General features: G+C 72.2%; 18 protein-coding genes. 8 read left to right on the top strand and 10 right to left on the bottom strand.

From position 1 onward, the window contains the following. The first annotated feature begins 20 nt into the window (after window positions 1–20). Together ABZX11_RS01635 and dnaB are read left to right on the top strand one after the other, a co-directional pair. Complete coding sequence (locus ABZX11_RS01635; RefSeq protein ID WP_354909195.1) at window positions 21–809, top strand: ESX secretion-associated protein EspG; 789 nt, start codon at window positions 21–23, stop codon at window positions 807–809. Between the two features lie 505 nt (window positions 810–1,314). Beyond that, window positions 1,315–2,718 (top strand): replicative DNA helicase, encoded by a 1,404-nt coding sequence (dnaB, locus tag ABZX11_RS01630; protein WP_176178040.1) that lies wholly within the window; start codon window positions 1,315–1,317, stop codon window positions 2,716–2,718. Here dnaB and ABZX11_RS01625 read toward each other — a convergent pair. Beyond that, the gene (locus tag ABZX11_RS01625; protein ID WP_354908879.1) at window positions 2,715–3,167 is read right to left on the bottom strand and encodes a MarR family winged helix-turn-helix transcriptional regulator; all 453 of its coding nucleotides are present in this window, start codon (window positions 3,165–3,167) and stop codon (window positions 2,715–2,717) included. The two genes, dnaB and ABZX11_RS01625, sit on opposite strands and share 4 nt — an antisense overlap. Window positions 3,168–3,233: 66 nt before the next feature. Between ABZX11_RS01625 and ABZX11_RS01620 the strand changes: the two genes are divergently transcribed. Together ABZX11_RS01620 and ABZX11_RS01615 are read left to right on the top strand one after the other, a co-directional pair. Beyond that, complete coding sequence (locus tag ABZX11_RS01620; RefSeq protein WP_354908876.1) at window positions 3,234–3,626, top strand: MarR family transcriptional regulator; 393 nt, start codon at window positions 3,234–3,236, stop codon at window positions 3,624–3,626. A gap of 67 nt (window positions 3,627–3,693) precedes the next feature. Then, window positions 3,694–4,464, top strand: a complete 771-nt coding sequence (locus tag ABZX11_RS01615; protein ID WP_176173890.1) for a class III extradiol ring-cleavage dioxygenase — start codon at window positions 3,694–3,696, stop codon at window positions 4,462–4,464. A 224-nt stretch (window positions 4,465–4,688) separates the two neighbouring features. Here ABZX11_RS01615 and ABZX11_RS01610 read toward each other — a convergent pair whose 3' ends face one another. Continuing rightward, window positions 4,689–8,027 carry a PE-PGRS family protein gene (locus tag ABZX11_RS01610; RefSeq protein ID WP_354908872.1) on the bottom strand — a complete coding sequence of 1,113 codons (3,339 nt, stop codon included), beginning with the start codon at window positions 8,025–8,027 and terminating at the stop codon, window positions 4,689–4,691. Between the two features lie 206 nt (window positions 8,028–8,233). Further along, window positions 8,234–9,211, bottom strand: a complete 978-nt coding sequence (locus ABZX11_RS01605; RefSeq protein ID WP_354908869.1) for a hypothetical protein — start codon at window positions 9,209–9,211, stop codon at window positions 8,234–8,236. A gap of 225 nt (window positions 9,212–9,436) precedes the next feature. Here ABZX11_RS01605 and ABZX11_RS01600 point away from each other — a divergent pair, with 225 nt between their 5' ends. The 3 genes from ABZX11_RS01600 to ABZX11_RS01590 are packed head-to-tail and all read left to right on the top strand — an operon-like array spanning window position 9,437 to window position 12,431. Further along, a complete protein-coding gene (locus tag ABZX11_RS01600) occupies window positions 9,437–10,642 on the top strand; it encodes an AI-2E family transporter (protein ID WP_176173888.1) in 1,206 nt (401 codons plus the stop codon). A gap of 32 nt (window positions 10,643–10,674) precedes the next feature. After that, a complete protein-coding gene (locus ABZX11_RS01595) occupies window positions 10,675–11,775 on the top strand; it encodes a DUF5931 domain-containing protein (RefSeq protein WP_354908866.1) in 1,101 nt (366 codons plus the stop codon). Beyond that, entirely contained in the window at window positions 11,772–12,431 is a 660-nt protein-coding gene (locus tag ABZX11_RS01590; RefSeq protein ID WP_176173886.1) for a response regulator transcription factor, read from the top strand. The genes ABZX11_RS01595 and ABZX11_RS01590 overlap by 4 nt, the downstream gene beginning before the upstream one ends. A gap of 4 nt (window positions 12,432–12,435) precedes the next feature. Here ABZX11_RS01590 and ABZX11_RS01585 read toward each other — a convergent pair whose 3' ends face one another. Continuing rightward, a complete protein-coding gene (locus ABZX11_RS01585) occupies window positions 12,436–13,452 on the bottom strand; it encodes a hypothetical protein (protein WP_176173885.1) in 1,017 nt (338 codons plus the stop codon). 84 nt (window positions 13,453–13,536) lie between these two features. On the opposite strand from ABZX11_RS01585, the gene ABZX11_RS01580 reads away from it, so the two are divergent. Next, on the top strand, window positions 13,537–14,199 hold the full coding sequence (locus tag ABZX11_RS01580) for a DUF1707 domain-containing protein (protein WP_176173884.1): 663 nt from the start codon (window positions 13,537–13,539) through the stop codon (window positions 14,197–14,199). 74 nt (window positions 14,200–14,273) lie between these two features. Here the strand turns inward: ABZX11_RS01580 and ABZX11_RS01575 are convergent, their stop codons facing one another. From ABZX11_RS01575 to ABZX11_RS01550, 6 genes are all read right to left on the bottom strand, one after another. Further along, complete coding sequence (locus ABZX11_RS01575; RefSeq protein ID WP_354908862.1) at window positions 14,274–15,680, bottom strand: MFS transporter; 1,407 nt, start codon at window positions 15,678–15,680, stop codon at window positions 14,274–14,276. Between the two features lie 656 nt (window positions 15,681–16,336). Beyond that, on the bottom strand, window positions 16,337–17,983 hold the full coding sequence (ptsP, locus tag ABZX11_RS01570; protein ID WP_354908860.1) for a phosphoenolpyruvate--protein phosphotransferase: 1,647 nt from the start codon (window positions 17,981–17,983) through the stop codon (window positions 16,337–16,339). After that, window positions 17,976–18,713: a hypothetical protein gene (locus tag ABZX11_RS01565; protein WP_354908857.1), complete on the bottom strand. Its 738-nt coding sequence runs from the start codon at window positions 18,711–18,713 to the stop codon at window positions 17,976–17,978. The genes ptsP and ABZX11_RS01565 overlap by 8 nt, the downstream gene beginning before the upstream one ends. A gap of 28 nt (window positions 18,714–18,741) precedes the next feature. Next, window positions 18,742–19,611, bottom strand: a complete 870-nt coding sequence (locus tag ABZX11_RS01560) for a ribokinase (protein ID WP_354908854.1) — start codon at window positions 19,609–19,611, stop codon at window positions 18,742–18,744. Between the two features lie 330 nt (window positions 19,612–19,941). Then, on the bottom strand, window positions 19,942–20,871 hold the full coding sequence (locus ABZX11_RS01555) for a hypothetical protein (RefSeq protein WP_354908851.1): 930 nt from the start codon (window positions 20,869–20,871) through the stop codon (window positions 19,942–19,944). Then, window positions 20,868–21,923: a hypothetical protein gene (locus ABZX11_RS01550; RefSeq protein WP_354908849.1), complete on the bottom strand. Its 1,056-nt coding sequence runs from the start codon at window positions 21,921–21,923 to the stop codon at window positions 20,868–20,870. Before ABZX11_RS01550 ends, ABZX11_RS01555 begins: the two co-directional genes overlap by 4 nt. Between the last annotated feature and the right edge of the window lie 5 nt (window positions 21,924–21,928).

Below are 21,928 nucleotides of genomic sequence, written 5' to 3'. Positions count from 1 at the left end.
ATCCACTGGGGGAAAGCGCGGTGCTGGACAGGCAGGTCACGATCACGACCGGCACCCTGATCAACCTGATCCGGCGCCGGGGCGGCGAGCCGCACACGGTGCTGTCCGAGACGCCCACGTGGTACAGCGACGAGGCACAGCGCGCCGAGGACGAGCGGACCAACGCCGAGCTCGCGAAGGCCGGGCTGTTCGGCTCGCGCGGCATGCACCCCGGGTTCGTCGCGACGATCGAGGCGATCGCCCGGCCGCAGCTGGAGTACTACGGCTGGATCGACGGCGGGTTCCAGGGCAAGCCGGTCAGCTACCGGCTGCTGGCCGGCAGCGCCGGCGGCGAGGCGTTCGTGCTGGCCAAGCACGAGGAGCTGGACGTCGTCGTGCTGGCGTCGACCAAGCCGCACGAGCTGCTCGACGACTTCCTCGGCCAGATCCCGAAGCTGGCGCCCGGCCGCGGGACCCCGCTCGCGGTGCCGAAGAGCCAGCTCGAAGGGACCGCCCGCAGCGACGAGGGTGGGTTCGCCGTGCTCCGCAGCGACCGCCCGGCCGAGGGTTCGCAGGAGGTCGAGGAGCTCCGCCGGATCCTCGCGTTGCGCCGGATGGGGAGCGGCAGCCTCTACGTCGCGGCCCGCAGCCGCACCGGCGCGCGGCACCGGATCGAACGCCCGGTGAACTACATCGATACCTCGGAAGGCCGATGGCTGACCGAGGAGATTCCGGGACGTGGCGAGAACCGGATCGCCTTCACCCCGGCCGACCAGCGCGTTCTCGCTGACCGGTTACGCAGCGCACAGGGAAGGCTCACGGCGGCCTGACCGGCGGGCCGTTCAGCCCACCGGGTGGCGCGTCTACCCAGCGTGATATTCATCCACAGGCCGCGCGGTCCAATGGGTTCGAGCTGGTCCACGACACGCCGAAGAACGGACTTCCCGCGACACGCCGGACGAGTTTTCCGCAAGTTCTCCACACCTTGTACACAGGCTCTGAGCTGCGCATTCACCAAAGCCGATCACGCTTGTCCCCAACTTGTCCACAGCTCTCGCGGCACCTGTGATTGGTTACCCCCGTTCATCCCCAGGTTGTCCACAGAAGGGTCCCCACCCTGAATTGCCATCGGCCTTCCGGGGGATCTAGCGTGCCCGCTCGGGCCTGTACTCACGGTGGCGCTCCGCGTGTCTGCGGCAGCCGTCCGGCGTTGTCGCCGATCATCGGGGGACGAGCCCGGGTGGCCGGCCGCACGAGCACCGGCCACGTGCTTCGAGAGCGAAGATCCGGCATAATCGAACGGGTGTTCGACATGATGAGGAGGTGTCCGGAACGGTGGCGCTGACCGACGACCGCGGCCCGATGTACGCGGAGTCCGACCCGGGCCCGAGCGACCCCGGGCCCGGCGGCTTCGACCGCCAGCCGCCGCAGGACATCGCGGCCGAGCAGTCCGTGCTCGGCGGCATGCTGCTGTCCAAGGACGCCGTCGCCGACGTCATCGAGGCGCTCGGCCCTGACGACTTCTACCGGCCCGCGCACCAGGCGATCTACGACTGCATCCTCGACCTCTACGGCCGCGGCGAGCCGGCCGACCCGATCACGGTGTCGGCGGAGCTGGAGCGGCGCGGGGAGCTGGGCCGCGTCGGCGGCGCGCCCTACCTGCACACGCTGATCGCCACGGTGCCGACGGCGGCGAACGCGGGCTATTACGCGGAGATCGTCTCGGAGAAGGCGGTGCTGCGCCGGCTCGTCGAGGCGGGCACCCGGATCGTGCAGTACGGCTACGGCGCGGCGGCGGGCGACGGCGCGAACATCGACGAGGTCGTCGACCGCGCGCAGGCCGCGATCTACGACGTCACCGAGCGGCGGACCAGCGAGGACTACGTCGCGCTGGAAGAGCTGCTGCAGCCGACGATGGACGAGATCGACGCGATCGCCTCGCGCGGCGGCCAGTCACAGGGCATCCCGACCGGCTTCGCCGACTTCGACGAGCTGACCAACGGCCTGCACCCCGGGCAGATGATCATCGTCGCCGCCCGGCCCGGTGTCGGCAAGTCGACCCTCGGCCTGGACTTCGCGCGCTCGGCCTCGATCCGGCACGGCATGACCAGCGTCATCTTCTCGCTGGAAATGAGCCGGACCGAGATCGTCATGCGCATGCTGTCGGCGGAGGCCAAGATCCGCCTCGCCGACATGCGCGGCGGCAAGATGTCCGACGACGACTGGACGCGGCTGGCCCGCCGGATGAGCGAGGTCTCCGAGGCGCCGCTGTTCGTCGACGACTCGCCGAACATGACGATGATGGAGATCCGCGCGAAGGCCCGGCGGCTGAAGCAGCGGCACGACCTCAAGCTCGTCGTCCTCGACTACCTCCAGCTGATGACCTCCGGCAAGCGCGTCGAGTCGCGGCAGCAGGAAGTCTCCGAGTTCTCCCGGCAGATGAAGCTGCTGGCCAAGGAGATCGAGGTCCCGGTGATCGCGATCAGCCAGCTGAACCGTGGTCCGGAACAGCGCACGGACAAGCGCCCGATGCTGTCCGACCTGCGTGAGTCCGGCTCGCTGGAGCAGGACGCCGACCTCGTCATCCTGGTCAACCGCCCGGACGCCTGGGAGCGGGACGACCCGCGCGCGGGCGAGGCGGACCTGATCATCGCGAAGCACCGCGCCGGGCCGACGGCGACGATCACCGTCGCCCACCAGCTGCACTACAGCCGGTTCGTCGACCTGTCGCACGACTAGCCGAGAGCGCTGTACCCGCGGACGAAGGCCGTGAGGAGCCGGCCGAAGTTGTCGCGGTCCTCCTCCGGCCAGTCCGCCATGACCTCGGCGAACACCCCGCGGCGGAAGGTGTGCAGCTCGTCGAGGTGCGCCTGGCCGGCTTCGGTCGGCACGAGCACCGCCCGCCGCCCGTCGCGCTGATCGGCTTCGCGCCGCAGCAGCCCCTGCTCCACCGCGCGCGCCACGAGCCGGCTCGCGCGGGGCTGGTCGACGCCCATCGCCGCGCTCAGGGCCGTCACCGTGCTGGGCTCCCCGCGCTCGGCGAGTTCTTCGATGACGTCGAGCAGCTCGTACACCGGGTCGTGCGCGCCATGGCCCCTGGCCTTGCCGATCCGGCTCAGTGCCCGCCGCTGCTGGCTGCGGCGGATCGCGATCATGGCCCGCTCGACGTCGGCCACGGCGTCCGTCATGGTTGCTCCACCTCCGAACTACATGTACTTTTACATGTAATTGTTTATCGACATGTCGGAGTGCTCATGAAACCCCTCGGCTGGTGGCTGCGCCACCTCCACGAGCTTCTCGAATCCTCCATGGGCCAGGCCCTCGACGCGGAGTCGCTGACCCGCCGGCACTGGCAGGTACTCAACACGATCGCCCTCGGCGCCCGCATGCCGGAGGAGGTCGACGCGGCGATGGCGCCGTTCGTGGCCGGCGAGGGCTCGATGGCACCGAAGGTGGCCGACCTGCGCGCCCGCGGCTGGGTCGGTGACGACGGCGCTTTGACCACGGAAGGCCGGGCCGGTCACGCCCGCGTCGAGGCGCGCGTACAGGAGTTTCGCGCGAAGGCCGTCGAGGGGATCGGCGACGACGACTACCGCACGACGATCCGGACCCTGGAGCGCTGCGCGGCGAACCTCGAAGCCGCCTGAGGAATATCCCGGCACGCTCCGGCGTCGGATACGCTAGTAGTTGAAACTTCAACAACTGGAGCGCTCGATGACCCGCACGCCGGTTCTCTACCTCAGCCACGGTGCCCCGCCGCTCGCCGACGACACGACGTGGACCCGTCAGCTGGCCGGGTGGTCCGCCGAGCTGCCGCGGCCCCGAGCGATCCTGATCGTGTCGGCGCACTGGGAAGAGGCGCCGCTGACCATCGGGGCGACGACGACCGTCCCCCTGGTGTACGACTTCTGGGGCTTTCCCGAGCGCTACTACCAGGTGAAGTACGCGGCGCCCGGCGCGCCGGAGCTCGCGGAGAAGGTCCGGAAGCTGCTCCGCACCACGGAGACGCCGGTGCACGACGCGCCGGAGCGCGGCCTCGACCACGGCGCTTACGTGCCGCTCGTCGAGATGTACCCGGACGCGGACATCCCGGTGCTGCAGGTCTCGATGCCCTCGCTCGACCCGCAGGAGCTGTTCGACCTCGGCCGCAAGCTCGCGCCGCTGCGCGACGAAGGCGTGCTGATCATCGGCAGCGGCTTCTTCACCCACAACCTGAGCGGCATGGCCCGCGCCACCGACGGGACACCGCCCGCGTGGTCGGCCGAGTTCGACCACTGGGGTGCCGAGGTCCTGCACAGCGGTGACGTCGACACGCTGCTGGACTTCCGGCACAAGGCCCCCGCGGCGACGCTCGCGCACCCGCGGATCGAGCACTTCGCGCCGCTGTTCGTCTCCCTCGGCGCCACCTCGGAGGAGAGTTCCGGCCGCACGGTGATCGACGGCTTCTGGCACGGCCTGGCCAAGCGGTCCCTCCAGTTCTCCTGACCTGACCCGGGACGCGAGCGAGCCCCAGGAGCCGGCTGGCTCCTGGGGCTCGTCGTCTCCAGGGAAGGAGAGCTATTCGGTGTTCGCGGGTGGCCCGCGGCCGCGGTCGCGGCGAGAGCGGCGCTCCGTGCGAGGTCGCCCTCGCGGCGCGGTGGAGCGCCGGCCGCCGTGACAGCGGGGTTCGTGGGCCGGCGGGCTCCGCAGAGCCCGCCGGCTTCACCGCACTACTTGCGCTTCACCAGGCCCATCAGCTTCGCGAGGAAGCCGGTGGAGTCCAGGCCCGAGAGGGCCGGGACCTGCGGGGTGCTGTCCAGCACCGGCAGCTTGGCGTTCACCGGCAGCGCGGTCGGCGCGGCGGCCGGCAGGGCCGGGACCGCGACGGGCAGGCCGGTGGCCGGCACGTCCGCACGCTCGGTGCCGTGGCCGCCGAGCGAGCCCAGCGAGGACAGCGACGACAGGCCGTTCACCGCGGGCAGCGCGGTGGGCAGCGCCGGCAGGGCCGGCTTCGGCAGCGCCGGAACGCCACCCAGGGCCGGCAGGCCCGCGGCCGGCACGTCCGCACGCTCGGTGCCGTGGCCGCCGAGCGAGCCCAGCGAGGACAGGCCGTTCACCGCGGGCAGCACCGAAGCGGTGGGCAGGGCCGGCTTCGGCAGGGCCGGAGCCGGCAGCTGCGCCAGGTCGGCGCGCTCGGTGGCCAGCGGAGCCGCGACCGGCAGCGCGGGCAGGCCCTGGGTGGGCAGCCCGGCGGTCGGCACGTTGCTCGCGAGCCCGCTCACCGCGGGGAGACCCCGCATGGGCAGACCCTGGGTGGGCAGCCCCTCGGTGGACAGGTTGGCCGTGTGCAGCAGACCGGTCAGCGAGTCCAGCGACGGCAGGCCACCGGCCAGGCCGGCGACGGGCAGCTTGCCCATCAGCCCGTCCACCGACGGCAGGCCACCCGTGGTGGGCAGGCCGCTGCGGAGCGCGGCCAGCGACGGCAGCTCGTCCGCCGCCAGCTCCGAACCCTCGGCCGGGAACGCGATCGGGTCCGCGGTCTCTTCGTCGATGCTGGTCACGTCGGTCGCGTAGGCGGTGGCCACCCCGAGCAGCTCGAGCGGCACGCCGAAGATCTGCACCGGGAGCGCGAACGCGTGGTAGCCGTTGATGCCCGACAGCGCGGACTGGTCGCCCGCGGTGACGGCCTTGCCACCGTTGTGCGTGGTCAGCGTGTTCTCGCCGACGGCGTGCGCCACGCCGCCCACGGTCACCGCGTCGCCGAACAGCTGCGCGATCGCGGTCACCGGCAGGTCGAGGATGTTGCCGGAGATCGCGCCCTCGACACCGGAGGTGGTGTCGTCGCCCGCGTTCCGGACGTCCGTCATGTTGATGCCGGCGCCCTTGGCGACACCCGCCGCGCTGACGGCGTCACCGAAGACCTGCGCCACCGCCAGCGGGTCGGCGCCGATGATGTTGCCGGCCACGCTGCCGCGGTCGCCGCTGGTGGTGGCGTCGCCGCCGGCCACCGAGCTGACGTCGTTGGTGCCGACGCCGGTGCCCAGCGCGCCCCCGGCGACCCCGTCGCCGAAGACCGAGCCGGCGCCCGCGATCGGGGCCTTCACGATGTTGCCGGTCAGCGCACCGTCGCGGCCGTCGGTCACGGCGTCGCCGCCCGCCGTCGCGTCGGTGATGTTGTCGTTCTCACCGGTGCCGATGCCGCCGAGCGCGCCACCGACGCCCATCGCCTGCACCGGCAGCGCGACCGGGGCCTCGATGATGTTGCCCGCGCCGGCGCCCGCCGGGCCGTGGGCCTTGACGCCGCCGCCCGCGTTGGACGTCGTGTCGGTCGAGCCCTTGCCGTGGCCCTGGCCGATGAGGGCGCCACCGATGTTGGCCGCCTGCACCGGGGTCGACAGCGGGACGGTGCCCAGGTTCGAGCTCAGGAAGCCGCCGTCGTCCACGGTGCTGCCACCGCCGCCGCCGGAGACGACCTTGGTCTCGTCGGCCGCGCCGGAGCCCTGGCCGATGAACGAGCCACCGATGCCGAAGACCTCGGCGGGCAGGCCCACCGGGACCTGGACGATGTTGCCCGAGCCGGAGGAGTTGGCGCCCTGCGTGCCGTCGTACGCGCCGGCGGTGACCGTCTTGTCCTCGGTCGCCTTGCCGGTGGCGTTGCCGATGTGGCTGCCGCCGATGCCGAAGACCTCGGGCGCGCCCGCGGCCTGGGTGTTGACGATGTTGCCGCCGAGGAAGGCGTCGTTGCCCTTGGTGTAGCTGCCGTTGCCGGCGTTGGCGTCGGTCGTGTTGTCGTGGACCGCGTTCGCCTGGCCGATGTACGTGCCACCGATGCCGAAGGCCTCGACCGGCAGCGCGACCGACGGGTTGAGGACGTTGCCCGACCCGCTCGAGTTGTCACCGGTCGTCTTGACGAAGCCACCCGAGTCGACAGTGCTGGAGGAACTGCCGGCGCAGGGGATGCCCGCCGAGGCGTTGCCGATCCACGAGCCCGCGACACCCGCGACGTTCGCGATCGGGGAGAGCGAGGCCGCCCCGCCGTTGCCGGACAGGAACGAGTCGTCGCCGCTGGTCTCGAGGTAGGTCGGGATGCCGAGGCTGCCCTTGCGGGTGGCGCCGGCCGTGGCGTCGGCCGAGTTGTGGCAGCCGTCGGAGTTCGACAGCGAGCCCCACACCGCACCGGAGTTGCAGTTGAACTTGACCGGCAGGGCGATCGGCGCGCCGACCACGTTGCCCGACCCGGAGGCCTGGTCGCCGGAGCTCAGCAGCGAGCCGCCGGAGGTGGCGACGGTGTCGGCGTGGTAGCCGTGGCTCTGCCCGTTGCCGAGCAGGTAGGAAGCGGCGTTGCCGGTCACCTGCACCGGGGTGGCGAACTGGCCGGCCACCACGTTGCCGGAGAGGGCGGAGCCGTCGCCGTTGGTGTCGACGTCCCCGGTCTCGGTGGTGCTCTGGCTGGCCGACCCGCCGATCACCCGGCCGGTGCCGCCGGCGACCCCGCCGCCGTTGCCGGCGATCTGGACGGGGAGCGCCCAGTCGAGGACGACGGCGTTGCCGGCGAGGCTGGAGTCCTGGCCGGTCGTCTTGACGTCCTGGTCGTGCGACCAGGTCTGCGAGTGGTTGCCGCCGGCGACGGTCGCGTCACCGAGGACACCGATCGCGTTGTCGACGATCTGGATCGGGACGACGACGTCGCCCGTGACCTTGTTGCCCTTGAGGTTGTTGTGGCTCGGGGTGAAACCGCCGCCGCCACCACCGGCCCGCGAGAAGGTGCCGCCGAGGGTGCTCTCGCTGATCGGGCTCGCGTCGTCGAGCTGCTTGGCAGCGTCGTTCGCCGCGCCGGTGACCGGCTTGGTGCTCAGCTCCGTCTGCCCGGCGGGCAGGTCCAGCTGGCCGAAGGGGGTGCCGACCGCGTTGTTGGACTCCTGGATCGGAGCCGTGACGTTCAGGTCGAGCGGCGAGGCAGGGGTGTCAGGGTTGACGTTCTCGTCAGCCGAGGCGATGCCGGTGCCCAGCATCAGCAACCCACCCGTGACAAATGCGGTCTGGAGTCCGCGCTTTGCCCACGTCTGCATGGGGTTTTTCTCCTTTATTTCGGGTTCCCTTGCGGGTTCATGGGGGTGCGCTCGTCGAAACGGATGAGTCCGAGCCGCACCAGGGGGGAGGTGGAACTTCTTGCGGGCGCGAAAAAGCGCACCGCCGTGTCACGGGAATTGCGCGGACGCCAAGCCGTCAAAGAAGGACGGATGTGGGTGCGTCAGCGACCCGTGGAGGGAGGTGTTCAGTCAGGAGTGACGCCGGGCTGTTCGCCCGGGGTGCGCAGCGAGTGGCGCAGGCCGGCGCGGCTCATCGCCGCGACAGCGGAGTCGACGGCTTCGGTCGTCCAGAAGGGGACGCCGAAGTTGAACCCGTCGAGGTGCCCACCGGGGGTCGTGGTGCCACCCGGGGCGGTGGGGACGGCCGGCGCGATCGGAAGCTGCGCCGGAGTCAGCGGCGACGGCAGGTCACGGTGCCCGTCGCGGGACTGACCCGCGGCACCGGTGCCGTCGTGCTCTCCACCCACCGGCATCGCGAGCGCGGCTCGCAGCGCGGCGGGAAGTTCAACGGTGGAGACGGCGGGCTCGCCCGCGACCTCACCGGGACCGGAGGTCACCGGCTCCTCCTCGACCGGGGCGGTGCCCGGGAGGCTGGGGAGCGGGACCAGGTCGCCGTGGCCTGCCGGGTCGAGCAGCTGCCACACCTGGCGGCCGAAGTCGGTCTCCGGCGCGGGGGCGATGGTCTGCTCGACGACCTGGCGGGTGTCCTCGGGCTTGCGCACGATGTGCTCGACGGCGCCGAGGGTGCGCTGGGCCGGGCTCAGCACCGCGTCGTCGGCGAGGTCGGTGACCGAGGCGTCGACCGTCTCGGAGACCTCGTGCCCGACCGCGCCGGCGTCGGTGCGGCCGCAGCGCGGGGCCTGCGGCTCGCTCCACGTCGTCGCGTCCTGGTGGCAGGCGGCGTCGGCGACCCCGCCGGCGACCTCGCCCGCGAAGTGCCCGGTGCCGCGGCTCGCGTCGCCGATGCCGGCCGTCGTGGCGTCGGTGACCGGGGTGACGGAAGCGGTGCCCACCTGGACGGTGTCGGCGGAAGCGGCGGCGTCGGAGACGACCCACGCGACGGCGGTGCCCGCCATCGCGCCACCGAGGACGAGCAGCGCACGCGACACGAGACGGCCGACGCGGTTCGCGCCCTGCCCCTCGTTCGTCGCGGTGTTCGCCACTCGTCGTCTCCTCGTACTCGGTTCGTGATCCGGTCGTTGCGGAAGCGACCTAATCAAACCGGCGGCGCGGCGCGCACCCTCGACACGACTTGATGCCCCCATCGTGTGAAAGACACACGGTGTAACTCGACTTGACGTTGGGTGATCGTCCCTGGCCGTCACGCGTGTCGGACGCGGCCGCCGGAAAACGGCCGAATCGGGCGGTCCAGCCGCTACGGTGAGTCCGTGACCCACGCGCGACGCGAAGACCCGTTCCTGCCGGAGCACGAGGACGTCACCGGGCTGATCCCCCGGGGTCTGCGCATCAGCGCGGCACTGGCGTGGCGGTTCATCGTGGTGGCCGCCGCGTTGTACGCGGTGGTCTGGGTGATCGGCTACCTCTCGGTGGTCGTCATCCCGCTGTCCATCGCCCTGCTGGTGTCCGCCCTGCTCGCGCCGGCGGTGCAGAAGCTGGTGGCGGTGAGGTTCCCGCGCGGGCTGGCGACGGCGATCGTGCTGATCGCCGGGCTGGCCGTGCTGGGCGGGCTGCTGACCTTCGTCGTCACGCAGTTCTCCTCCGGCCTGCCCCAGCTGCAGCAGCAGGTGAACGCGAGCCTCGACCAGATCAAGAACTGGCTGCTCAACGGCCCGCCGCACCTGCGCCAGGAGCAGATCCAGGACTTCATCAACCAGGCGATCGGCTTCATCCAGAACAACCAGGCGTCCATCACGACGACCGCACTGACCACGGCGAGCACCGTCGGCGAGATCCTCACCGGCTTCCTGCTGACGCTGTTCATCACGATCTTCTTCCTCAGCGGCGGCGACGGCATCTGGACGTTCCTGGTCCGCGCGGTGCCCGCCCGGGTCCGCAACCGCGTCGACGTCGCCGGGCGCCGCGGCTTCGCCTCCCTGGTCAGCTACGTGCGGGCGACGGCGGCGGTCGCCGTGGTCGACGCCGTCGGCATCGGCATCGGCCTGTGGATCATGGGCGTGCCGCTGGTGATCCCGCTGGCGACGCTGGTGTTCATCGGCGCGTTCATCCCGATCATCGGGGCGGTCATCACCGGCGGCGTCGCGGTCCTGATCGCGCTGGTGACGAACGGGTTCATCGGCGCGGTGATCGTGCTGGCCATCGTGATCGGCGTGATGCAGCTGGAGAGCCACATCCTGCAGCCGCTGCTGCTCGGGCGGGCGGTGAAGCTGCACCCCCTGGCCGTCGTCCTGGCCATCACCGCCGGCCTGGTCGCGGGCGGGATCGCCGGTGCCCTGCTGGCCGTGCCGCTGCTGGCCGTGCTGAACGCCGGGGTCCGGTCGCTGCTGCACGAGACCAACCCGGACCCGGCCGAGGTGGACGTCCTCAAGGACCAGGCCGCGCAGCCGAACGACGCCGAACCCGGCTCCGCGGGGGCCACGGTGGCGACCCGCGGCGAAGACGACGACGAAAAGTGACCCTCCGGCGGTCTCCCGACCCCGTCACGCCCATGTGGCGGGGCGTGCTCGCCTTCCGGGTGCTCACCTGGGGGTTCGCCTGCGGCACGGTGATCGTCCAGAGCGGCGCGTACCGCCGTGAGTGGCTGGCGTGGGCGATCCTCGGCGTGATGGCCGTGTGGTCGGTGGTGAGCAGCTTCCTCTACCTGCGCGAGCGGACGCGGCCGCCGTGGCTGGTCGTCTTCGACCTCGTGCTGGGCACCGGACTGCTGCTGACCTCGCCGTGGGTGCTCAGCGACGAACAGTTCGCGCTCAACGTCCCGCTCATCACCACGGTGTGGGCGGCCGTGCCGCCGGTCGCCGCCGGCGCGCGGTTCGGCGCGGTCGGCGGGGTGCTCGCCGGGCTGGTCGTCGGCGTGGCGACCGGGCTGGCGCGGGAGAAGTTCGACCTCGACGTCGCCCGCGACGGCGTCCTGCTCGCCGCCGCCGGCCTGCTGGTCGGCATGGCTTCGACGATGGCCCGCCGGTCGGCGGCGCGGCTGGAGCAGGCGTTGCGGAAGGAAGCGGCGACGGCCGAGCGCGAGCGGCTGGCGCGGTCGATCCACGACAGCGTCCTGCAGGTGCTGGCCCGGGTCCGCAAGCGCGGCAACGAGGTCGGCGGCGAAGCGGCGGAGCTGGCCCGGCTGGCCGGCGAGCAGGAGATCGCGCTGCGGTCGCTGGTGACGACCGAGCCGGCCAAGCCGAGCGACAGCGGCACGATGAGCCTGCGGGCCGCGCTGCAGGTGCTCGCGACGTCGTCGGTGCAGGTCTCGACGCCGGCGGACGACGTCGAACTGCCGGCGCACGTCGCCGGCGAGCTGGTCGCGGTGACCCGCGAAGCCCTGTCGAACGTGGAGAAGCACGCGGGCCCGGCCGCGCACGCCTGGGTGCTGCTGGAGGACCTCGGCGACGAGGTGGTGGTGAGCATCCGCGACGACGGACCGGGCATACCGGACGGCGTTCTCGAGCAAGCCGCCGCGGACGGGCACCTCGGCGTGGTGGAATCCATCCGGGGGCGGGTCCGCGATCTCGGGGGGAGCGCGACCCTCGACACCGGGCCCGGCCGGGGCACGGAGTGGGAGGTCAGGGTGCCGAGCACGAGGGGTGCGAGATGAGCGACGAACCGCGGATCTCCGTGATGGTGGTCGACGACCACCCGATCTGGCGGGACGGGGTCGCCCGCGACCTCACCGAACACGGCTTCGACGTGCGGGCGACCGCACCGGACGCCGACGCGGCGGTGCGGATCGCCCGTACCGTGCAGCCGGACGTCGTCCTGATGGACCTGAACCTGGGCAGCACCTCCGGCGTGGACGCGACCCGCGAGATCACCGCGGCGCTGCCGTCGACGAAGGTGCTGGTGCTCTCGGCGAGCGGCGAGCACAAGGACGTCCTGGAGGCGGTGAAGGCGGGCGCGTCCGGCTACCTGGTCAAGTCGGCGTCCGCGGTGGAGCTGGTCGACGCCGTCCACCGGACCGCGGCGGGCGACCCGGTGTTCACCGCGGGCCTGGCCGGGCTGGTGCTCGGCGAGTACCGGCGGATGGCGGACGCACCGGCCGAGGGCGCCGAGCCGCCGCGGCTGACCGAGCGCGAGACCGACGTCCTGCGCCTGGTCGCGAAGGGCCTGACCGCGCGGCAGATCGCCGAGCGGCTCGTGCTGTCCCACCGCACGGTGGAGAACCACGTGCAGTCGACGCTGCGGAAGCTGCAGCTGCACAACCGCGTCGAGCTGGCCCGGTACGCGATCGAGCACGGCCTCGACGAGGAGTGACGGCTCAGGGCAGGGCGGCGAAGCCCGACCAGTTACCGGCGGGCAGGGCGGCCTTGCTCAGCCGCCACTGCGGTTCGCCGGGGTGCCAGGCGGCCAGCACGCGGTCGGCGAGCACCAGGTCGCCGACCTCCGACCAGCCGAAGCCGCCGCCGCGCTTGAGGTGCTCGGTGACGAACGGCATCCCCGGCGCGTGGTCCCAGGTCGGCCCGTCCGGGCGCAGCAGCCAGAGGTCCCGCGTCTGCGTGCTGGTGGCGCGGTAGGCGGGGTTCGCGAAGTCCACGGCCCAGATCGAGCCTTCGCGCGAGGGCACCACGGCGGGTGCCGAGCCGATGGAGGGCCGGTTGAGCTTCTTGCTGCTGCCGTCCCGCAGGTCGACCAGGGTGAGGTCGGTCAGGCCGTCGAGCAGCAGCCAGTCGCCGGCGGCGCCGAGGATGCGCGGCGCCTGCCGGACCGTGCGGCCGGTCGCCGGTTCGATCATGGCGTCGGTCGATTCGGCGGCGTCGGCGTTGATGGTGATCAGCAGGCCGTGCCGGGTCTCGGTCCGCACCTCGGTGCGGCAGCTGGCGGGCTGGCCACGGCCGAGCTCGCCGCCGTCGAACGAGACGTGCTGGAGCCGGCAGTCGTCCGGCGCGTCCTGCCGGATCAGCCACACGCCTTCGCCAGCTGCGTCGGGACCGGCCGACCAGGCGCGGCCGAGGGACCGCGGCGGGCTCGACGGCCCGGTGTACTCGAGGATCTCGAAGGGCTCGGCGTCCTTGGGGTAGGACGGGCGGACCGTCAGGACGACGTGCTTGCCGGAGCGCACCACGTCCAGCTGGACGTCACCGCCGGGGTAGCCGGGCGGGGTGGCCACCGGGCCGCGGTCGGCGTCGAACAGGGTGGGGGTGACGGTCGGCAGGAGCGCGGTGACGCCGATGCCACCGGTCGCCTGGACGCCGGAGAGTTCCGCCAGCGGCCCCGGAGGCGGCGGTGGCGGCGGGGGTGCGGCGTTGGTGCACCCGGCCAGCAGGACGGCGGCCACGACGGCGGCGGTGGCGCGGACTACGGGTCCGTTCAGGGTTTTCCCCCGATCTCCCTGGAGAAATCCAGTTCTACCATCGTGGACATGGGCGAGGAAGAGACCGCGGCGGCGGAATCGGTGACCGAAACGAGGCCGTTGAGCGAGCGCGACCTCCGGGTGTCGGACGACGAACGCGAGCACGTCGTCGGCGTGCTGCAGAAGGCGATCGGCCGCGGGATGATCGACCTCGACGAGTTCACCGAGCGCACCGACCGCGCGCTGGCGTCGAGGACGCGCGGCGAGCTGAACGCGGTGCTGGCCGACCTCGCCGGCCTCTACCACCCGGCCGCGGCCCTGGCCGCCGCGCCGGCGTACGCGGCGCCTGCGGGCTACAGCGGCTACGCGGGCGGGCCGCGCGTCGAGCTGAACGCGAAGTACTCGTCGCTGCACCGCGGCGGGCCGTGGGTGGTGCCGTCCGAGCTGGTGGTGCGCAACAAGTACGGCTCGACGAAGCTCGACTTCACCGAGGCCCAGGTGCAGTCGCCGGTGGTGCACATCGAGCTGGACGCCAAGTGGGGCTCGGTCGAGATCATCATCCCGGAGCACGCGGCGGTGGACCTGAACGCCATCGGCGACGTCAAGTTCGGCTCGATGGAGGACAAGACCCGCAGCAACGGGCGGATGGGCAACCCGCGGTACGTGCTGAGCGGCCGGGTCCACGGCGGTTCGCTGGTGGTCCGGCACCCGAGGCGCGGCCTCTTCGGCTAGCCGGGGCCCCTCTGCCCCCGGCGTCAAGAAGGCCTCCCCACCCAGGCATCGGGTGGGGAGGCCTTCGCTTTCGTTCAGGCGGCGGGCCGCAGGTTCCGCGCGGCGAACCAGACGAGGGCGGCGAACGCGACGGCGGCCACCCCGGCGACGACGTGCAGCCCGGCGGGCAGGCCGTGCGCGCGGGCGACGGCGTTGCCCAGCGTGCCGGCGGTGGCGAGGCCGAAGGCGTAGCCGAACTCGTTGACGGTCTGGGCCAGCGAAGCGGCGGCGCCCGCCTTGCGCACCGGAACCGAGCCGACGACCAGATCGGTGCCGAGCGCGACCATCGGCCCGACCCCCAGCGACGTCACGGCGAACCCGAGCGACGGCCAAACCGGTCCGGCCGCCGGGTCGACGAAGGCGAGGATCGCCATCCCGGCGGCGGCGAGGGCGACCCCGCTCGCGATCAATGCGCCGGTCCGGACCCGCCGGGCGAGGACGGGAGCGGCGAGGAAGCTGACGGTCGAGGCGGCCATCCCCGGCAGCAGCCCGAGAGCGGCCCCGACCGGCGAGAGGTGCTGCGCGAGCTGGAAGAACTGGGCGACGAACAGCATGGTGGTGCCGCCGAGCATGCTGAACAGCAGCATCCCGCCGAGCGCGGTCCGGAAGGCCTTGGCGGCGAAGAGGCTGAAGTCGACGAGCGGGTCGGCGAGCGTCCGCTGCCGCTGCACGAAGACGTAGCCGATGACGAGGCCGATGGCGAGGGCGAGCAGCGGAACGAGCCGGAAGCCGTCCCGGGCGAGCTCCTTGACGCCGTAGACGACGGGCAGGATGGCCCCGAGCGACAGTGCGACGCTCGGCAGGTCGAGCCGCCCGGCGGTCTCGTCCCGGTACTCCGGCAGCAGCTTCGGGCCGATGACGAGCAGGACGACCATGGCCGGGACGCCGAGCAGGAAGACCGAACCCCACCAGAAGTGCTCGAGCAGGAACCCGCCGACCATCGGCCCGACGATGGCACCGACGGTGAAGCAGCCGGCCCAGATCCCGATGGCCTCGGCCCGCTGCCGCGGGTTGACGAACATGGTCCCGATGAGCGAGAGGGTCGAAGGAGCAAGGGTGGCCCCAGCGATCCCGAGCGCGGCCCGGGCGGCGATCAGCATCCCGGCACTGGTCGAGAAGGCGGCGACAACGGAGGCGGCCCCGAAGGCGGCGGCCCCGGCGAGCAGCAGTTTCCGCCGCCCGACGCGGTCGCCGAGGGTACCCATGGTGACCATGAAGCCGGCGACCATGAAGCCGTAGGTGTCCATGATCCAGAGCTGTTCGGTGCCGTCGGCGTGCAGGCTGAGCGCGAGTTTCGGAAGGGCGAGGACGCGGACGAAGACATCCAGCGAGACGAGCAGGGTGGGCAGGGCGAGAACGGCCAGCCCAACCCATTCCCGGCGCCCGGCCCTGACATCCGCGGCCTCCCCGGCGGGAACTGCGGCGGTGGTGGTGGCGGTCATGGTCGGTCCTCTCGACTGGGGGCTCTTGCTTGGTCGTCGAGTGGGTGGCGGTGGGATCGACATCGTTCGCGAATTTTTCTGAACACGGCGAAGGCCGCCCCGTTGTTCTTCGGGACGGCCTTCGGGAGGTCGGGCGGGTTGCCCACACCCCTCGATCAATGTGGACAACCACGCTGGTTCAGGTTCGCACAGATCGGAACTGTCGGTGATGACCGATAGACTGAAAGTGGGGGGGCGCCCCTGCGGGTGGGGATGATTCGCGCTGGGGCGAAACGAGCGGGCCGAGCAAGATCGGCAGGTCAGAGGGCTTGCGGAGCTAGCTGGCGAGCGGCTTGGCAGGGCAACACCAGCACAGGCTGGACCCGGGCAGGCCCGATCAGCGCTGGCCAGCTCCGGGCAGGGCAACACCAGCACTGGCGAGGCCCGTGCAGGCCCGATCAGCGCTAGCCGGTTCCGGTGGGATCGGCCGAGGGCCGGAACTCGGCGATGGTGAGCCAGTGGGCGAGCCGAGCTGAGGCGGTTGCCTGATCAACGCGCCTCAACCCCGCCGCAATCCGGACCGACGCAACCCAACTCAAGGCGGGCAAGCGAGCTGGCGCTCACGACACCGCGCCTGGGCGACCCGGCCGCGCCGCGGGCGGGTCGCCGTCCCTGCGTCAGGGGCGGGCCGCCGCGCGGGCTGCTGCCGGGTTCGCCGTTGCCAGGGTTGCTTCCGCCAGGGCCTCGCACTCTGCGAGCGTCGCCGCCGCCAGGCTGGCTCCGACGGCTCGGACCGCCGGGGCGTTCATCGACAAGCTCGTCAGCCCCAGCCCGGCCAGGACCAGCGCCAGCCTCGGGTCCGCCGCCGCTTCGCCGCACACTCCGGCCGGTTTGCCCGTGGCCTTGGCCGCGTCGCCGATCAGCTTCAGCAAGCGCAACAGACCCGGCTGCCACGGGTCGTTCAGCTTCGCCACCGCGCCCAGCTGGCGGTCCGCCGCGAAGGTGTACTGGGCGAGGTCGTTCGTGCCCACCGACACGAAGTCCACCGCTTCGAGGATCTCGCGAGCCGTCAGCGCCGCCGCCGGGATCTCGATCATCACGCCCGCCCGGGCGATCCCCGCCGCGCGGACGCGCTCTGCGAACCAGGCCGCTTCCTCCACCGTGGCCACCATCGGGGCCATCACCGAGACCTCCGCGCCCGAATCATCCGCCGCACCCGCGATGGCCTCGAGCTGGCGGTCGAGCACCTCCGGCCGGTCGAACGCCACGCGCAGGCCCCGGACACCCAGCGCTGGGTTCGGCTCGGCTTCCGGGGACAGGAACGCCAGCGGCTTGTCGGCGCCCGCGTCGAGGGTCCGGACGATCACCGGCTTGCCGCGGAACGGGGCGAGCACCGCCGTGTACGCCGCGCGCTGGTCGGCGACCGAGGGTTCGTCCGAGGCGTCGAGGTAGCAGAACTCGGTGCGGAACAGGCCGACCCCTTCGGCGCCCGCGTCCGCCGCTGCCTGGGCATCCGCCGGGGAGCCGACGTTGCCGTAGACCTTCACGCGGTGGCCGTCCGCCGTGGCGCCCGTGCCGTTCCACTCGGCGCGCTGGGCCACCGTGGCCGCGACGACCGGGGCCGACGGGTCCGCGACCTCGACCACGCCCGTGTCGCCGTCGACCGCAAGCGCTTGCGCGTCCAGTGCCAGCAGGCCGCGCACCGCCACGACCGCGGGGATGCCCAGCGCTCGCGCCAGGATCGCGGTGTGGCTGGTGGGGCCGCCTTCCTCGGTGACCAGGGCGAGGACCTTCGCCGGGTCGAGGCCCGCGGTGTCGGCCGGGGCCAGGTCGCGGGCGACCAGCACGCTCGGCGTCGCCAGCTCGGGGACGCCCGGCGGTGCGATGCCGAGCAGTTCGGCGATCAGCCGGTCGCGCACGTCTCGGACGTCTTGGACGCGCTCGGCCATGTACCCGCCGGCCGCGGCCAGCGCTTCGGCGAAGCCCTCGGCCGCCTGGTAGACAGCGCGCGCAGCGGGCAGTCCCTGCGTCTGGACGAGCTGCTGGGCCTGCGCGGCGAGCGCCGGGTCGGCGGCCATCGCGGCCGTGGTGATGAGGATCGTGGCCGCCTCGCCGGTCGCGGTCTCGGCCTGCTTCTCCAGCCGCGCGGCGACGGCTTCGGCGGCGGGCGCGATCCGGGCGGCCTCGGCTGCGGGGTCGGCCGGGGCGGGCGTGGCGGCGGGCTCGCCGAGCGGCTCCGCGACGCGGACGACGGGACCACTCGCGCGACCAGGGCTGACGGCGACCCCCGACAGGGACCCCGCGGCGGCTTCAAGCTCAGACATGGTCTAGACCATAGCTCAGATACGTCTGGATATCTCGTGGTGGCGGGCACAATCCGCGTTGCCGTACCTGTTCGAGCACCGGTTCGACCTCCTCGCGCCACCAGGAGCCGGCCAGTTCGCCGCGGCTGCGCACCGGCCGTCCGGCCAGCATACGGCGGAAACCCCAGGCCTCGGCCGAGTCGGCGAGCCGGAACCAGTCGGCCGGATCGTCGAGCCACAGCCCGAGGCGGACGTCGTCGGGCAGCGGCACGCGCTCGAGGAACATCCGCTCGGCGGTCTTCGACGGCAGGTCGGCGAGCGTCAGGCAGCGCAGCGCGCAGGCGACCGTGCTGATCCAGCGGACCCGCGCGCGGATGGTCCGGGCGCCGCGGGCGCGGGCGATGCCGACGCGGTGGTGGCCGTCCTCGACGAAGAACATTTCGGAAAGCCGCACGAGCCGCACCGGCGGCAGGTCCGCCGACGTCCGCGTCAGCTGCTCCCAGCGCTCGCGAAGCGCCCGGTTGCGCGGCCGGAACTCGCGGTCGAAGTCGCCGACGCGGGCGACCGTGCCGACGATGCCCTCCACCGGCACGTCGTAGACGCCTTCGTCGAGCTCGGTCTGCTTGCCGAGGGCCTTGAGGGTTTCGTCGAGCGGCATGATCGCGAGCCGGTCCGGGCGGCGGGCGTCCGCGATCGACCGCAGCTGAGCTGCGTAGCCGCGCCACCAGGCCGAGTCGAACGAGTCGCCCATGTGACCTGCAACACGGACGACTCGATGATCATTCCCCCAGTTCGGCGGCGGTGGGGTAGGACGGCTGCGCGCCGGGCCGGGTCACGCTGAACGCCGCGACGCGCGCCGCGCGCCTGGCTGCGGAGACCAGGTCGGCGCCGTCGGCGAGCGACGCGGCGAGCGCGCCCGCGAAGGCGTCGCCGGCCCCGGTGGTGTCCACGGCCTCGACCTTCGCCGATGCCACCTCGGTCGTGCCGTCGGGTTCCACGACGACCGCGCCGGCCGCACCGAGCGTGACGACGGCGGCCCGCGACCCCAGGTCGAGCAGCTTCCGGAAGTCCGCGCCGGGTCCGGTGAGCCAGGCGGCCTCGTGCTCGTTGACCAGCAGGACGTCGAGCCGGGCCAGCGTCTCCGGGGAGAGCTTCGCCGCCGGCGACAGGTTCAGCAGCACCCGTACGCCCTTTTCCGCGGCCCGCGCGACGGCGTGTTCGACGGTCGGCAGCGGCACCTCCAGCGACAGGACCACGACCTTCACCCCGTCGAAGACGGCGTCGACGTCGGCGGGTTCCAGGCTGGAGTTGGCGCCGGGGGAGACGAGGATCGAGTTTTCGCCGTCCGGGGTGACGGTGATGTAGGCGATGCCGGTCGGCCGCTCGCTGGTGCGCACGAGCCCGGTGTCGACACCGGCGGCGCGGAGCGAGTCGAGCAGCAGCCGGCCGTAGGGGTCGTCGCCGACGGCGCCCAGCAGCGCGACGTCGGCCCCGAGCCGGCCCGCCGCGACCGCGGTGTTGGCGCCCTTGCCACCCGGTGAAAGCACGGTGTCGCCACCCAGTACGGTCTCCCCACCGCCGGGCCGCCGATCCACCGCGACGACGAGATCGGCGTTGGCCGATCCCACAACGAGCACGTCCGAGTTCATCCCGGCACTGTCCCACAAAACCCGTCCCGGCCTGGTCAGCACCGGCAAGCAAGGGGAAAGTGAAGGTTTTTGTAACTTATCCGGCGTTGAGTGCGACAATCATGCGAGCAGCGGATGCCCGTCACTCGATCGGGGGATGTCCGTCCCCCGGCCGTCACCTCGTGGCCCCGGGCCCGCTCTCCAGGTGCGTCATCGCGGAGACGTGATGACGTTGCCCCAACCGGCGCGAGCCGGGCAGGGCATCGGGTCGCCGGCGCCGATCACGTAGCCCCCCGAGTGATCGGCGTCGGCGGCGCCCCCGCCTCCCGCAGCAGGACCGCCGTCGTCCTGTCATCTCCTCCACGGGATGCCGACCGGCAGCACCTCGAGAACGTGCTCGTCGAATTCGCCGGACGCCCTTGCGCTCATGGTGGACGGCAGCCGGTACCAGCCGTCGGGCTGGCGCAGTTCGTCCAGTTCCGGGCGGCGGAGCGGGAAGTCGTCGTTCGCCGGGAGGAACTCGGGTGGCAGCAGCGCAATTCCCGGAAGTTCCGGATCACGCTGGAGCTGATGCAGGCGGCGCGGAACCCCGTTGTGCGGCCCGAACTCGATCACGGCGCCGAGTCCCAGCTCGATCGCGAGGGCGAAGAACCGGAGCCGGCGGTACATCACCCGACCCCCGCCGTTCATGTGGATCGTGACGGAACCGGACGGCTGCAGCGGCGGTGGCACCCACCCGGACACCGCGGCCGGAACCGGTGGTGACGCGGGAACCTGCACGTCGGCGACGCGCTCGGCCCGGACGCCGACGTGCTTCGCCAGCAACTCGCGCACCCGCGGGACTTCCCTTTCGTACAGCGGGATCCCGGACGCCAGGAGGTCACCGCCGCCGATGCGGACCAGGCTGCGGTGGTGGCTTTCGAAGTCGTCACGGGCCGGAGTCAGCACGAGCTGAGGATGCTTGTGCTTCTCCCCGATCTCGACGACCGACGCGGCGGCGAGCTCGTCCCACCGCACGGCCCAGACGACGGCGCCGATCACCCGGGAGATGCCGGCCGGGTCGATGATCAGCTCGTTCCGGACCGGCGTGCGCAAGGACCGCCAGACCAAGTTCAGGCCGAGCAACGCGAAACTGCCGCCGAAGACGCAGCCCGCGAGCCGCGGGCCCTGCTGGGCCGAAGACAAGCCGAGCCAGATGATCCCGGCGCCGACCGCGAGCAGGAAGCCGGCCTGAATCCAGTGCGGTCCGTCCGTCCGTGACACGACGACGCTCTCGGTCATGCCTTCACCAACCGCATCACGTTCTTGGCCGCGCCTGGCGAAACCTTCGCGGCCAGCGGCCGGTCGCCGCCTCGGCGGAGGGTTGCGTGGACCGAAACGTAGTGACGCGTGGCTTTCTTCGCCGAAGGCTCGACCGTCAGCCGAGCGAGGTCGGTGCGCTGGACGCGGACCGGGTCGCCTTCCTCGGGACGCCAGGTGATCGCGTCGGCGGTCATGACGAATTCGCCGGAGTCGCCTCGGTAGCGAGTCAGGTAGAGGAACACCCAGATCGCGATCGCCACCGGAAGCGGGATGCCCGGTGGGATGTCGAAGAAGGCCGGCGCCACGAAGTCGGCGATGACGGCCAGCCACGCCGCCCACAGGACGAACAACCTGCCGGCGGATGCCTGCTCGGCGCGGACGAGCGTGCGCGCCTGGTCCGCACTCCAGCGCTTGACCAGCCGCTTCACCGGGTTGGGCACCCCGAAGCCGCCGCGTCGGACGTTCTTGGAGTTCCACCGTGCGAGGCCGGGACGGTACCGCTCGATCGCCGCCAGGGCTTTCTCGGCCTCTTCCCTGGCCAACGCCGAGGACAGGATGAAGCCGTCTTCGGACTTGTGCCGGCAGTCGCGGTTGAGGTTGCGGCTCGCAGCTTCGTCTTCGAGGGAGACGGTCAGCGCGACCCGGCCGCCGGGCTGCCCTTCGCGGAAGGTGAATCGCCGGACGTCGTCCCAGGGCAGAACGAGCGTCGTCTTGTCTTCGAGAGGCTGCCGGAATCCGTCGGGGCCGAACTCGACCCGCGCCGTCACCATCGCGCCGTGTCGGCGGATGTAGCGCCCCAACATCGGTTTGACGCAGAAGCACAGCAGGGCCAGCAAGCCGAGTACGGGCGCAACCAGGTGCACGACCCGATCCCCGCTTCGCAACCAGGCCAACAAGCCCGCTGCGCCCGCGAGCACGATTCCGAGGAACGCGGCGCACCCGACGGCCGTCCTCAGTTCGGCCGGCGGGTGGTGGATCGGCAGCCGGACCCGCACCACGGCCGTTTCCGGCTCGCCGGGAGTCGTCGACACCACGG

It is taken from the genome of Amycolatopsis sp. NPDC004169, from assembly GCF_040610315.1.
In the GTDB taxonomy this organism is placed as follows: domain Bacteria; phylum Actinomycetota; class Actinomycetes; order Mycobacteriales; family Pseudonocardiaceae; genus Amycolatopsis.
The sequence above is the reverse complement of the archived record's forward strand: the minus strand, read 5'-3'. Positions and strand labels throughout refer to the sequence as shown.